General features: G+C 64.6%; 13 protein-coding genes. 5 read left to right on the top strand and 8 right to left on the bottom strand.

What is annotated here, in order from left to right; translation table 11 throughout:
• Nucleotides 1-233: 233 nt before the first annotated feature.
• Both D7S86_RS11690 and D7S86_RS11685 read right to left on the bottom strand, forming a co-directional pair.
• Entirely contained in the window at nucleotides 234-695 is a 462-nt protein-coding gene (locus tag D7S86_RS11690) for an acyl-CoA thioesterase (protein ID WP_121086582.1), read from the bottom strand.
• Between the two features lie 241 nt (nucleotides 696-936).
• Nucleotides 937-1,434, bottom strand: coding sequence for a hypothetical protein (locus D7S86_RS11685; protein WP_121086580.1), 498 nt, complete (start codon nucleotides 1,432-1,434; stop codon nucleotides 937-939).
• Between the two features lie 441 nt (nucleotides 1,435-1,875).
• On the opposite strand from D7S86_RS11685, the gene D7S86_RS11680 reads away from it, so the two are divergent.
• From D7S86_RS11680 to D7S86_RS11670, 3 genes are all read left to right on the top strand, one after another.
• On the top strand, nucleotides 1,876-2,814 hold the full coding sequence (locus D7S86_RS11680; protein WP_121086577.1) for a LysR family transcriptional regulator: 939 nt from the start codon (nucleotides 1,876-1,878) through the stop codon (nucleotides 2,812-2,814).
• A 110-nt stretch (nucleotides 2,815-2,924) separates the two neighbouring features.
• A complete protein-coding gene (locus D7S86_RS11675) occupies nucleotides 2,925-3,605 on the top strand; it encodes a response regulator transcription factor (protein ID WP_121086575.1) in 681 nt (226 codons plus the stop codon).
• A 1-nt stretch (nucleotide 3,606) separates the two neighbouring features.
• Complete coding sequence (locus tag D7S86_RS11670) at nucleotides 3,607-4,974, top strand: sensor histidine kinase (protein WP_121086573.1); 1,368 nt, start codon at nucleotides 3,607-3,609, stop codon at nucleotides 4,972-4,974.
• Here D7S86_RS11670 and D7S86_RS11665 read toward each other — a convergent pair.
• Nucleotides 4,937-6,991, bottom strand: coding sequence for an ATP-binding cassette domain-containing protein (locus D7S86_RS11665; RefSeq protein ID WP_121086571.1), 2,055 nt, complete (start codon nucleotides 6,989-6,991; stop codon nucleotides 4,937-4,939). The two genes, D7S86_RS11670 and D7S86_RS11665, sit on opposite strands and share 38 nt — an antisense overlap.
• Nucleotides 6,988-7,866, bottom strand: coding sequence for an extracellular solute-binding protein (locus D7S86_RS11660; RefSeq protein ID WP_205962801.1), 879 nt, complete (start codon nucleotides 7,864-7,866; stop codon nucleotides 6,988-6,990). The genes D7S86_RS11665 and D7S86_RS11660 overlap by 4 nt, the downstream gene beginning before the upstream one ends.
• Nucleotides 7,867-8,101: 235 nt before the next feature.
• On the opposite strand from D7S86_RS11660, the gene D7S86_RS11655 reads away from it, so the two are divergent.
• A complete protein-coding gene (locus D7S86_RS11655; RefSeq protein WP_158601926.1) occupies nucleotides 8,102-8,827 on the top strand; it encodes a response regulator transcription factor in 726 nt (241 codons plus the stop codon).
• 131 nt (nucleotides 8,828-8,958) lie between these two features.
• Here the strand turns inward: D7S86_RS11655 and D7S86_RS11650 are convergent, their stop codons facing one another.
• The 4 genes from D7S86_RS11650 to D7S86_RS11635 form a co-directional block, all read right to left on the bottom strand.
• Complete coding sequence (locus D7S86_RS11650; RefSeq protein ID WP_121086565.1) at nucleotides 8,959-10,101, bottom strand: porin; 1,143 nt, start codon at nucleotides 10,099-10,101, stop codon at nucleotides 8,959-8,961.
• Between the two features lie 712 nt (nucleotides 10,102-10,813).
• Nucleotides 10,814-11,239 carry a hypothetical protein gene (locus D7S86_RS11645; protein WP_121086563.1) on the bottom strand — a complete coding sequence of 142 codons (426 nt, stop codon included), beginning with the start codon at nucleotides 11,237-11,239 and terminating at the stop codon, nucleotides 10,814-10,816.
• 168 nt (nucleotides 11,240-11,407) lie between these two features.
• Nucleotides 11,408-11,998: a DUF3331 domain-containing protein gene (locus tag D7S86_RS11640; RefSeq protein ID WP_121086561.1), complete on the bottom strand. Its 591-nt coding sequence runs from the start codon at nucleotides 11,996-11,998 to the stop codon at nucleotides 11,408-11,410.
• Between the two features lie 213 nt (nucleotides 11,999-12,211).
• On the bottom strand, nucleotides 12,212-12,391 hold the full coding sequence (locus D7S86_RS11635; RefSeq protein ID WP_147432298.1) for a hypothetical protein: 180 nt from the start codon (nucleotides 12,389-12,391) through the stop codon (nucleotides 12,212-12,214).
• 85 nt (nucleotides 12,392-12,476) lie between these two features.
• Here D7S86_RS11635 and D7S86_RS11630 point away from each other — a divergent pair, with 85 nt between their 5' ends.
• Nucleotides 12,477-13,502, top strand: a complete 1,026-nt coding sequence (locus D7S86_RS11630) for an aldo/keto reductase (protein ID WP_121086557.1) — start codon at nucleotides 12,477-12,479, stop codon at nucleotides 13,500-13,502.
• Nucleotides 13,503-13,590: the final 88 nt, after the last annotated feature.

The raw sequence follows: 13,590 nt of genomic DNA, 5'->3' as shown, positions 1-13,590 counted from the left end.
GCACAGCGATGTGCGCATGCAATATGGATGCCCTGCCATCGCGTTGCACGGCTCGCCGACGCATGCGTGCCTCGGCACGCATTCAAAATCGCGCGCCGTCGATCGGCATGCAACGTCGTCGCACCGACTACCGCTTCAACGCATGCGTCGCCCCTTCGCCGAATTCGAGCTCAGGGTCTTGCGTGGAATCGGTATCCGCATCAGATACCGATTACCGCGTCGCGTCATCCGCGTTATGCGCCCTGCCCATCCGACGGATCGGATGTCATCCGGATCGACGACAGCACGTCGCGCACCGGATCGGGAATCGGCGTCGATTTGCCCGTACGGCGATCGACGTAGACGTGCACGAAGAAACCACCGGCCGCGACGTCATCCTCGTCGTTGCGAAAGATGCCCACTTCGTACCGGACGCTCGAGCCGCCGAGCCGCGCGACGCGGATGCCGACGTGCACGACGTCGGGAAACGCGATCGAGCGGAAATACGAGCAGCCCGTCTCGACGACGTAGCCGACGATATCGCCCTGATGGAAATCAAGGACGCCGCGCTCGACGAGGAACGCGTTGACCGCTGTGTCGAAGTAGCTGTAGTAGTGGACGTTGTTGACGTGACCGTAGACATCGTTGTCCATCCAGCGCGTCGCGATCGCGTGCAGATGGGCGAAGTCGGCCCGGCGGGCGCCGCGCAGATTCATGACGCGGCCCTCGCGACAGTCGATGCGAGCCGTTCAGAGCGCCGGCTCGACGGGTGCAATGCAGGTGACGTGCGCAACGTGCGCGACGGCCGCTCGAACCGGCTCTGTGCCGGCGCGGCATACGGATCGATCATGAAGCCCCCCGTTTCTGGCTGGAGGCATCAGCATAATGCGCGCGCGACGTCGGCAGAAGGGGCAGCGCGATGCGGGGTCCGGAGGTGCTGGGAGGCGGGCCGCCCGCTCAGGCCATTTCCTCTTCGAGCATGCGGGCCTGGGCGCGCTTGAGCGCCTGGTTTTCGCTGCGGATCGACTGGAGCATGCGTTCGTTGGCCTTGAACACAATATAGGACGGCGCCTGGCGCAATTGGCCGTCGTGCAGCGTCAACAGTTTGCAAAACGCGTCGTACGCGGGTCCGTCGAACGCCCAGACGCCGGTTGCCGAACCGTGCGCGTGCGTGCGGAACAGGTGTTCCTGAGCGCTCAGAATCGTCGCGTCGTTGCCTGCCCCGTAGCCGTCTTCGGCGATATAGCAGCAGACATAGAGGATTTCGGCCATCGTGCCCATGTACCGCGCCTCGCCCGCGCCGCGACGCAGCGCCTCGAGTTTGATGTGCTGCTCAATCGACAGATGGTCGAACAACCCCTGCGGCAACGGCAACAACATGGCCTTGCTGCGAACCGGCGGAACGAGCGCGGCACGCTTCGCTTTCGTCTGGCTGGAGGTGGTGCGGGCGGTCATCAGGTCTTTCCAATCAAGGCGGTATTCGGGTTATCGGCAGGAAGCCTGTTTAGCTTGAGGATCGAAAAAATACCGTGTGTTCCATGCACGTCATGCCCGAGCGACCCGCGCTAAACACGCCGGAATCACGTCGAAATGACCGACGGCGACGCCGGCCGAGATGTCAATTTGACTGATTTTCGACGCCGATCGTCGCATAAGGGACAGATCGTGCGGCTCGGTGCGTCGTGTTTTCGCCGCGTTTTTCGCCTTTCCGGCGCCGTTCGACGCGCCGCCGCGTCACGATCGATTACGCCCGAAACCCCCGTCCCACGGGCCTGTGCGGGCCTTCCCCCGCAAAAAAGCACACTGTGTTTAACAAATTCTTCATGCTCAAGTGAATCTGTCGTCAGGTGGACTTGTCCAAAATGCCAATCTCGAATTAAAAGGACGATACATCTGATGAATCAACTTCAGGCGATGCGCGTCTTCCTGAAGGTCGTCGAGCTCAAGAGCTTCAGTCTTGCAGGCGAGCAACTCGGCATCTCGCGCCCGGCCGTGACGCGCAGCATTGCCATGCTCGAAGAACATTTCAACGTGCGGCTGCTCCACCGAAGCACCCACAACGTATCGGTCACCGAGGCGGGCGAAGCCTACGTCGAGGGCGTGCGCGACGTGCTCGAAAAACTCGACGAAGTCGAAGCCGAGGTCAATCGCACCGTCCGCGAGCCCAAAGGCACGCTGCGGCTCGCCGCGCCGACGTCGTTCCCGCTTGCCGATCTCGCGCCGATGCTGGCCGATTACCGGCGCCGCTACCCCGAGGTCCGCCTCGAAGTCGCGCTCGCCGATTCGCATATCGACATGGTCGAGGGGCGCTTCGATGCGTGCTTCGTCGCTGACCCGCGCGTCGCGTCGGCTACGCTCGTGAGCCGCGCGCTGTTGCCGATCACGCCGATCCTTGTCGCGTCGCCCGGCTATCTCGCGCGCGCAGGCGTGCCCGATCACGTGGCGGCGCTCGCGCATCACGAACTGCTCGCGATCGCCGAGACCGGCCGCCAGACGCTGACGGTCGCCACCGCGAGCGGCACCGAGCGCATCGACTTCGAGCCCGCGCTCGCCGCGCCGAACAGCATGCTCGTACGTGAAGCGGCGCTCGCCGACATGGGCATCGCCGCCGTGCCCGAAGACCTCGTGCGCGACGATCTCGCTCAAGGCCGGCTCGAACGCGTGCTGCCCGGATGCACGGTCCAGTCGCCCGAGCAGCAGATGTCGATTCTCTATTCGGGACGGCGCCATCTGTCGGCGAAGGTCCGCAGCTTCATCGAGTTCGCGGTCGCCTATTTCCGCGAACGCCACGAACAGGCCGCGCGCGGCGCGCCGTTTCTCGCCGAGCCTGCCTGAATCGGCCGATTCCAGTGACCGGCACGCGCGCGCTTGGGCCTCGCGCGCATGCCGGTTAAAATCGATACACCGCGGCCACGCCGCCGATACGACGGGACGCCACGCCGGTCATGGGCAAAATTCTCACGATCGAAGACGACGAAGTCACCGCACAGGAAATCGTCGCGACACTCAAACACCATAACTTCGTCGTCGACTGGGTCGACAACGGACGCGACGGCATGGTCCGCGCGGTCAGCGGCGAATACGACGCGATCACGCTCGACCGCATGCTGCCGGGCCTCGACGGCCTGACGATCGTGACGACGATGCGCAGCGTCGGCGTCGACACGCCGGTGCTCATGCTCAGCGCGCTGTCCGACGTCGACGAGCGCGTACGCGGCTTGCGCGCGGGCGGCGACGACTATCTGACCAAGCCTTTCTCGCCCGACGAAATGGTCGCGCGGCTCGAGGTGCTGCTGCGCCGCGGCGCGCGCGCGGCCGAGCCGCGTGCGACGACGCTGCGCGTCGGCCCGCTCGAACTCGATCTCGTGAGCCGCACGGCCACGCGCGACGGTCAGTCGCTGCAATTGCTGCCGACCGAGTTCAAGGTGCTCGAATTCATGATGAAGAATCCCGGGCAGACGCTCACGCGCACGATGATCTTCGAAGCCGTCTGGGGCTATCACTTCGATCCGGGCACCAATCTGATCGACGTCCATATCGGACGCCTGCGCCGCAAGATCGACCCACCCGGCACCGAACCGCAATTGCATACGGTACGGGGTTCGGGCTACATCCTAGGTCACTGACGTGGGGCGCTGGCGCACCTCGACATTCCGGCTGATCGCGCTGTACACGGCCATCTTCGCGCTCTGCGGCTCCGCGCTCGTCACGTTCATCTACTGGCAGTCGGCGAGCTACATGACGCAGCAGGCCGATACCCAGATCGAATGGCAGGGGCACTACTTCGAGTCGCTGGGCGCCGAGGCGATCATCGAGGAAATCGCGCAGCGGATCTCCAACGCGCACGTGCACGTGACCTTCGTCGGCCTGTTCTCCCGCGACGGCACGTGGCTCGCGGGCGATCTTCCCGAGCTGCCTGCGGGGCTGCCGATCGACCGCGGCAAGCACACCATCACCGATCTGCGGAGCACGGTCGTCGGCAGTCACGTCGCGCTCGCGCGCGCCAGCGCGTTCCGTCTGCGTTCGGGCGACATCCTGCTGCTCGCGCGCGATCTCGACGAAGTTCGCGAACTGCGCGCGTCGATCCTGCGCGCGCTCGTGCTCGGCAGCGGCTGCGCGCTCGTGATCGCGTTCGCCGGCATCATGCTCGTGACCCTGCGCCGCAATACGCGGATTCGCGCGCTGCGCGAAGTGGCCGAACATATCGCGCGCGGCGACCTGCAGCGTCGCCTGCCGCCGTCGGGCAGCGACGAGCTCGACATGCTCGCGCATATCGTCAATCACATGCTCGACGAAATCGAACGCCTGATGGGCGAGATCAAATCGACCTGCGACAGCATCGCGCACGATCTGCGTTCACCGCTGAGCCGCGCGCGCACGCTGCTCGCGCGCGCGACGCTGATGAACCCGGGCGCGGCGGGCGAACCGCTCGAGCGCGCGCTCGGCGAGATCGACGTCGCGCTCGCGCGCTTCCGCGCGCTGCTGCGCATCTCGGAACTCGAAACGATGCATCGGCGCAGCGGTTTCAGCACCTTCGACCTGCGCGGCCTCGTCAGCGAAGTTGCGGACCTCTACGCACCGCTCGCGGAGGACAAGGACATCGCGTTCGAATCGCGTCTCGTCGACGCCGGTTCGATCCACGCGGATCGCGCGCTGCTGTTCGAGGCGCTCGGCAATATGCTCGACAACGCGATCAAGTTCACGCCGCCGGGCGGCGCCGTGCGCATCGATCTGCGCAAGCAGGCGCAAGGCGCGTCGATCGATGTCTTCGACAGCGGGCCCGGCATCTCGCCCGACGAGCGCAAAGCCGTGACGCAGCGCTTCTATCGCAGCGAGCAAACGGCGCAATTGCCGGGATCGGGACTCGGTCTGAGCGTCGTGGCGGCCGTTATACGGCTCCATAACTTCGCGCTGCACATCGACGACGCGACCCCGCACGCGACGACGGGCACACGGATCAGCGTGGATTGCTGGCCGCAGCCGCTCGCGCAATAGGCGCGACGCTCGCCGCGCGCGTCAAGACGCCCGGCGATTTCGGCCAGACGTCGATCTGCGCCGCGTCGATCGAGAATCGGTGACGCGTCCCGGGCGCGCAGACCGGAACCGCCGGTACGGGCCGGCGCGTACCGATATCGACGACGATATCGGACGGATCCGCGTTCGGCGGCGGCGTCGCACGCGACGACGTGTCGTGATGACCGTCCTCGATCCAGTCGAACACGAGATCGCCCATGCGCAGCATCACGCAGACGCGATTCGGCATCTCGACGCGATCGTCGACGACAGCCTCGAACAGGCCGCGCGCATCCCGCACGAGCGCGCGCGCGGGAATGCGCACGAGACACGGCGCGCCGTCGGCAAGCTCGCACGCAGACGATTCGAATGCGATGTCCGCGGCGCCCTCGACGGGGACGACGATCTGTCCGCGCGTCTGTACGCGCGCTTCGAACACATTCTCGACGCCCAGCAGCCGCGCGACATCGAGCGAACCCGGCCGGCGGAAAAGCTCGGCGGCGGCCCCGTGCTGAAGCACGCGCCCGGCCGACATCACGACGATTTCATCGGACAGCTCGGCCGCGTCCTGCGGATCGTGCGTGACGATGAGCATCGTGCCGTCGTAGTCGCGCTGGAGCGCGCGCAGCGCACGACGCATACGCGTACGTAGCGGCGTATCGAGCGCCGCGAACGGCTCGTCGAGCAGCAGGAGCCGACTCGATCGCGACAGCGCGCGCGCGAGCGCGACGCGCTGCTGCTGCCCGAGCGAGAGCTGCGACGGCAATCGGTCGAGCAAGGGCGTGAGCTCGAAGCGTCTCGCCCAGAACGCCGCGCGTTCGGGCGACGCATCGGCCGCGAACAGCAACTGCTCCGCGACGCGCAGATGCGGAAACAAGGCATAGTGCTGCGGCACGTAGCCGATCCGCCGCGCTTCGGGATCCACCGGATCGATGCGCGCGCCGTCGATCCGCACGATCGATTCGCCCGCGCGTCCTTCGAGTCCCGCGAGCAGGCGCAGGCTCAGCGATTTGCCCGAGCCCGACGGACCGAGCACCGCAATGCGTCGCGCGCGCGTATGCAGCGTCAGATCGAGTTCGAACGTGCGATAACGATGACGGAGTTCGAGATCGAGCGACGGCGTCGTGTCGATTCGCGCACGCGCATCGGACATCGCATGCGCGTCCTGGTCCGCCTGTCCGGCGGCATGCTCGGTGGCGCGCTCGATCGCGCGCGCGGCACGCCCCTCGCGCGAAAAGCGCACGCGCTGAAGCCGCACGACGCCGATGGCCGAGACGACCGCGACGACCGACAGCACCGTCGGCACGAGGATCGGCAGCATCTGCGCGAGGCCCTGGCTGCCGAAACTCACGAACGTGAAGACCGGAAGCGAATACGGATGGTAGGCGACCATGACGGTCGCGCCGAACTCGCCCATCGCGCGCAGCCACGCGAGCAGCAGTCCCGCGGCGATCGTCGGCCACGCGAGCGGCAGCGAGACCTTGAAAAAACGCGCCCATGCGCGATGGCCGAGCGTCGCGGCCACGTGTTCGAGATCGCGGTCGATCGATGCGAAAGCCGAGCGCGCGGCCACGATCAGAAACGGCGCCGCGACAAAGACTTCGGCGCACGTGACGCCCGCGAACGAGTCCGTCAACGGCAGACCCAGCGACACGGCCCAGCCGCCGATGCGGCTATAGGGCCCGAGCAGGAACAGCAACAGCACGCCCGCGACGAGCGGGGGCAGCACGAGCGGGAGTTGCACGAGCACGCCGAGCACGCGCGAGACGCGGCCCGTGTGCCGCGCAAGCGCGTAACCGAGCGGCACGCCGCCCAAACCGATCAGTAGCGTCGCGAGCGTGGCGCTCGCGAACGAGACGCGCGCGGCGTGCCAGAGCGCGGGCTCGCGCAAGGCCGTCCAGTCCGCGACCGCAAGCTGCGGCACGACCGTCGCAAGCGGCGCGATCAGATAGATCGCGAGCAGCGCGCCGAGCCATGCGAGCGGTCGCGGCAGGTTCATTCGCCGCTCGCCGTGCGTGTCAGCACCGGTTGCAGATCGGCGGGCACGGCCGCGGCGTCGCCGCTGATGACCGGCGTCGTGACGGTGATCCCCGCGTCCTGCATGATCTTGCGGCCTGCGTCGCTGAGCAGGAACGCGACGAACTTGCGGGCGCCCGCCTCGTTCGGCGCCTGGTTGAGCACCGTGATCGTATAGCTGGCCTTGATATTGAATTCAGCGGGCAAGCGCACGGCCGGCATCCGCAGATCGGTCGTCTCGGTCGAATAGAAGAATCCCGCATCGAGTTGACCGGCCTGCAGCCGGCCGACGAGCGTCTCTTCAGGCATGACCTGCTCGGGGTTCTCGGGGTCGCCGAGCATGCGTTGCGACAGCGTCGGATCGTTGTATTGCGTCTGTGCCTGTTCGAGCAATTGGATCGTGAACGCGCCCTTCGGATCGAGCTTCGGATCCGTGCGGCCGAGCCGGATGCCCGGCTGCGTCAGGGCCTTGTCCCAGCGTTGCGTCAGCAGCGACTGCGCGAAGCGGCTTTGCGCGTTATAGCCGATAAGCAGCGGCGATTCGGCGAAGCCCGCATACCAGCTGACCCAGTTGCCGTTCGCGTCGCCCATCAGGCTTTTGTTGACGTTCGGACTCGCGCTGATGAAGACGTCCGCCCGGCGCAGCTTGCCGCGGATCTGGTTCGCGAGCATGTTCGAGCCGCCCGCATAGCCCTGGAATGTCGAACCCGTCGCTTTTTCAAACGCGGGTCCGACGCTTTTCTCCATCATGTGGACCAGCGATCCCGCATACATGACGTTGACGGTATCCGCATGCGCGGCGGCCGAAGCCAGTGTCATGGATCCCGCGACGAGGACCGGGAGAAGTCCGCGCAACATTCTGAGCATCGTGCATTCCTTGCGATCAGGGGTTAGGGGCTTTCGAAAGCCCGACGTATCCTACGATACCCGTCGGAACGCGACAATCGAGTATGCCCGACGCGCCGGGTCGGCTCGAACCGGACCGCGCCGCGCCATTACGCGTAGACTGCGCGGACTGCCGCGGCACGCCCTTTGACACGGAGACGCGGGCGGCGCCGATTTGCCATCACAAGATATGCGGATTCTTTGTATCGTGCCGGCCGGACATGAGGCCGAGTATTTGCGCAAGGGCCTGACGGAGCTTGCGTATCGTGTCGACATCGCGCACGACGTCGGCGACGCGCTGTTCCATTGCGCCGAGGCCCCGTACGACGCGCTGATCGCGATGCTCGACGATGTCGCGCAGGCCGATGTCGTCGCGCTCGACGCGGGGTGCGCCGACGCGGCGCTGATCGTCATCACGCGCGACGATTCGAGCACGGCGCGCGCTGGCCTGCTGCGCGCGGGCGCCGACGCCTGCATGAGCCGGCCATGGTCGTTTATCGAATTGCAGGCGCGACTGCAGACGTTCGAGCGTCGCGCGCGGATCGGCAACGCGACGCCGCGGACGAACGCGTCGTCCGGTGCGGCATCGATCGATCCGGTGGCGGGCGCCGCGCCGTCGCCGCGCGCGGCGACGCCGGGCCGCGCATCGTTTCGACTCGACGCGGCGAGCCGCAGTCTGATCGCCGAGCACGCTGCCGTACCGCTCTCGCGACGCGAATTCCTCGTGCTCGAATGCCTGATGCGCGACATCGACATCACGATCAGCCGCGACACCTTGCTCGATTACGCGTGGACGCCCGACGAGCACGCCGACGCATCGACAGTCAACACGCTGATCTCGCGGCTACGCGCGAAGTCGAGCGCGGCGGGCGTGACGCTGCCGGTCGAGACGGTCGTCGGCCACGGGTATCGATTTATCGCGAGCGTCGCCTAAACGAAAACAGCATGAAAAAAGCCTCTTGCCGCCCTTTTGAGGCTGCAAGAGGCTCGACTTCGCCCTTCGCGTATTGCGCCAGCCGGACGGCGCGCGCACCAGGCGCTGTCCGGCGGGTCAAGCGCGATGGCTTAGAAGCGGTGACGCAGACCGACCGTTGCCGCGACTTGGTTGTCGGTCGACGACGGCGACAGCGTGTTGATCGCCGCATCGCCGAACGGCGTGCCGCCGCCGTCGGCCGCGTGTTGGTACACGCCTTCGACGTAGACGTCCGTACGCTTGCTCAGCGCGTAGTCCGACTCAAGCGACACTTGTTGCCACTTCGGGCTTTGGTTGCCCAGCGAGCCTTCGTACTTGCCGTCCGTGAACGTGTACGCGCCTTGCAGGCTCAATGCCGGCGTCAGTGCATAGCGGCCGTTCAGTTCGTAGTTGTCGAGGTGCAGGTTCGCACCGCCGACGCTATACGAATTGCCGTCGACGTTCAGGCTGCCGATGTTGTCGAGTTGCGTGTGCGTCCAGACGAAACCGACCGTTGCCGGGCCGAACGTGTAGTTCGCGCCCGCGCCCCAGACACGTTGACGCTGTGCCGAGAACGCATTGTCGTTGTCCGATGCGAGCACCGCGCCCGACGTGTTGCTGCCCGCGCCGTTGAGCTGCATATAGCCCGCGCCGACGCTCAGAGGACCGTTCTTGTACGACGCGCCCAGGCTGTATGCGCGGTTTTCCGCGAAGTCGCCCGTTGCGTTGCTGAAGCTGTACTGACCGCCGAACTGCAGGCCCGCCAGATTCGCGCTCGTGTACTTGACCGAGTTGTTCGTCGAGAACGATGCGCCGAGGTTGTCGTTGTCGAACGGGTGAGCCGCGAGCGCGTTGCGATCGCCGGCGCCCGTGAACGACAGCGGCGACACGAAGTCGACCATCGAGTCGAACTGACGACCCAGCGTCAGCGTACCGTATTGATCGTTCGAGAGACCGACATACGATTGACGGCCGAACAGGGTGTTGCCGTAGTGCGTGCTGCCGCTGTTGACGTTGATGCCGCTTTCGAGCTTGAAGATCGCGCGGTTACCGGCGCCGAGGTCTTCCGAGCCTTGCAGGCCGAACACGCTTTGCGAGAGTGCGTTGCTGCCTTGTTGCCATTGGTTATGGCCGCCTGCGTTATTCGAGTACACGATGCCGGCATCGAGCAAGCCGTACAACGTGACGCTGCTTTGTGCATGGGCCGTGACGGCGAAGGCGCCCGACAGGGCCGCAACCAGCAGTGTTTTTTTCATGCTTTATGACTCCAGTCATTACGGGGTACGGATCAACGGTGTGTCTCTCTTGGACACTCGCCGCATGCCGGCCTCTGCCTTGGCCATGCAGCCCGTTTATCCTGGACCGGAGTGTAGTAGGCGCCCCATTGTTATACGGACTACGCACACTGAAAGAACGAATTTCAGTATTTGCAATGGACAAATTCGGGAATACCCGAATCGGTCGTCTGTGCCCGACTAACTTGACAGCATCATGACAATGAAAGGGAAAAATGACCGATTTCGCTTAAGAATTAAGCGATCGGCATTGCTTGAGGGTAAACGCGCATCTTTATTACTTGATCAAGAACGAAGGTTATTGCGTCGCAAACAAACAACGCGTGTTGCTAATCGACAACTCGATATCCTTTTGGCGTGGTAACACCGCGCAACAATTCGTCGCTAAGGGCTAAGGGCTAAGGGCTAAGGGCTAAGGGCTAAGGGCTAAGGGCTAAGGGCTAAGGGCTAAGGGCTAAGGGCTAAGGGCTAAGGGGCCGGGGATAAGGCGCTTTGCCGCCAGACATCATGAGCGCTGCGCCGCGAAGGCGCGCTAAGCGAGCACGCGCATCTCGCACACGACACGACGTTGCGTCGGCCGGAGGTTTGAGGACCTCAAAGCGCCAAGGGGTCTTGATGTCCCGGTGTTGATTGAGCGTGCCGACACGCCACAGCCGCCCGACTCACGAATACGCTAATGAATGCGGCAATAGAGCGCCGTGAGGAAAGGACCCGCGCGCCGGTATTCGGCCGGGCTGCCGGCGGCGGCGATCGCCTTGGCCACCGTTTCGGGCTCCGCCGTGACGACGACGCCGTACAGGCCGCCATCCATCGGCGGCCCCTTGCCCGGCTCGAACATCGGATCGCCCTGTTGATAGCCGAGCACGACGAACACATGCATCTCGAACGCCATGAGCTTGGCGTCGTGAGCAGGCCAAAACACATTGAGGCCGTCGTCTTCGATATGCATCGGATGATCGGCGATCAAACGCCGATCCTGAAGCGACTGGATATACGCGTGCGCCTGATCGTTACAGGCCAGCGCATCATCGAGCGTGATCGCCTCGGCATGGCGCGGGCACAGGCAGACCGCCGCAAACGCGACCCATGCGCACGCCATTGCGGCGGCGCTCCGACGTCGAACATCGGTCAAGCCCGACATCCAACGCCGTCGCGCGGCATGACGTGACGTGGCAAGCCGCCACGCGAAATGGAACGGTACCTTCATCCTCCCCCAAGCCTCTTCGAGGTCATGCGGCACGCTCGCGATGCCGCGGCCTCAAGCGGCTTATACGAGGAGCGCCTGTTTGACAGACGGAATACGCGCTTCGCCTTTGTTGTCGTGCACCGCACGCGCCGTGCCGCGTTTGCGCGGACTGGCCTGCGAGGCATCGGCGCCTTCTTCGTCGAGCCCCTGATCCGCGATCGCGGCGGACAGGATCATCGCATTCGCGTTGATCGGCGTGGGCCGCGTCGGAATCGGCCGATAGACATGGTCGCCGCGCTCGATATGCATGCCCGTCAATGCGCACGTGCCCGAATGCTTGGCGATGCCGGCGCGCCAGATCTGATCGTTGTAATGACAGAGCGTCGATTCGCGCCACGAAATCGTCACCGTGCGGTCGCTCGGTCTGTCGAGCACTTTAACAAAACGCGTCGCGGGCGGAAGTGCGGATTCTACCCGGAGCATCGCGGCGCGCACGGTGCGATCCGTCGACGCGCTCAACGCCGCGCGCGCCTGCGACGCCGTGACGCCCCGCTCACTGACTTCACGGCCGCGGTGATCGTCCTGCATGAGCAGGCTCGCGTTGCCGACGTCCGCGCCGATCGCCGAGCCGCTTGCCGCAGCCGACGTAATCAGACAAAGACGCGTGAGCATATGGGACCACGGATCGCGGCCTTTTCGTCTTTTGATCAATTCGATGCCCCCTTGTATCGCGGTGGCGAACGGTCAATTTAACCGCCTCTGGTAACCGAATTATCTCTGTATAAATGACGCGCGACTTCCTCTGAGCACGCAACACACTATTACACACAGCAAAACAAAAAATGCAGCCATCCGGGCCGACTCGGTATTGACACGGTTACATATTTAATGCTTTGAAATATCCGCAGCCAGTACGCGCGCTAAGAAGATCGGCCGCGCGTTCTCCATGCCTTCGCCGAACCGACGCCAGCAAAAACGCCCGGCAATCGTTACAATCGTCGGCGCCTGCAAGCTGATATACCAATGCAATTCATCCCCTAAGCCGTGCTCGACAGGCCGGGTCATGCGTACCGCAACCCGTCGGGGCATCGCGCGCATCACGGGTCCGAGATCAAGCCGATCGAGCGACCCGAACTTTCAAGGAGCTTTCATGGAATATCGATACCTGGGTGCATCCGGATTCAAGGTACCCGTGTTGAGCTTTGGCACCGGCACGTTCGGTGGCAAAGGCGAATTCTTCAATGCGTGGGGCGCGACCGACGTCGCCGAAGCGCGCCGTCTGATCGATATCTGCCTCGAAGCGGGCGTCACGATGTTCGACAGCGCGGACATTTATTCCGCCACGACATCCGAAGCCGTGCTCGGCGAGGCGATCAAGGGCCGCCGCGACAAGGTGCTGATCTCGACCAAGGCGACGTTTCGTCTCGGCGACGGTCCCAACGATGTGGGCTCGTCGCGGTTTCATTTGATCAAGACCGTCGACGATCAGCTCAAGCGGCTCGGCACCGACTATATCGACCTGTTCCAATTGCACGGCTTCGACGCCAAGACGCCGATCACCGAAGTCCTCTCGACGCTCGATGACCTCGTGCGCGCGGGCAAGATCCGCTATATCGGCGTGTCGAATTTCTCGGGCTGGCATCTGATGAAGTCGCTCGACGTCGCGGAACGTTATGGCTATTCGCGTTACGTCGCGCATCAAGCGTACTACTCGCTGATCGGACGCGACTATGAATGGGAACTCATGCCGCTTGGCCTCGATCAAGGCGTCGGCGCCGTGGTCTGGAGCCCGCTCGGCTGGGGCCGCCTGACGGGGAAAATCCGCCGCGGCCAACCGCTGCCGGCGACGAGCCGTCTGCACAAGACCGCCGATATGGGCCCGCCGGTGCCTGACGAACTTCTGTACCGCGTCGTCGATGCACTCGATGAAATCGCCGCGGAAACCGGCAAGACGATTCCGCAAATCGCGCTTAACTGGCTGCTGCAACGCCCGACCGTGTCGAGCGTGATCATCGGCGCGCGCGACGAAGCGCAATTGCGTCAGAACCTCGGCGCGGTCGGCTGGAACCTGACCCCCGAACAGGTCGCCAAGCTCGATGCGGCCAGTGCCGTCACGAAGGCCTACCCGTACTGGCACCAAGCCGGCTTCGGCGAGCGCAATCCGTCGCCGGTTTAATCCCGCCGCGGCCTGCGTCCTTGCCGCCGCCATACGACGGCAAGGGCCTGTTCATCGACTTGAAATCGACCTGACAGGCCCTTGCGTC

Origin of the sequence: Pararobbsia silviterrae (assembly GCF_003628125.1) — a bacterium.
Lineage (GTDB): Bacteria > Pseudomonadota > Gammaproteobacteria > Burkholderiales > Burkholderiaceae > Pararobbsia > Pararobbsia silviterrae.
This window is presented reverse-complemented; position numbering and strand designations above follow the sequence as displayed.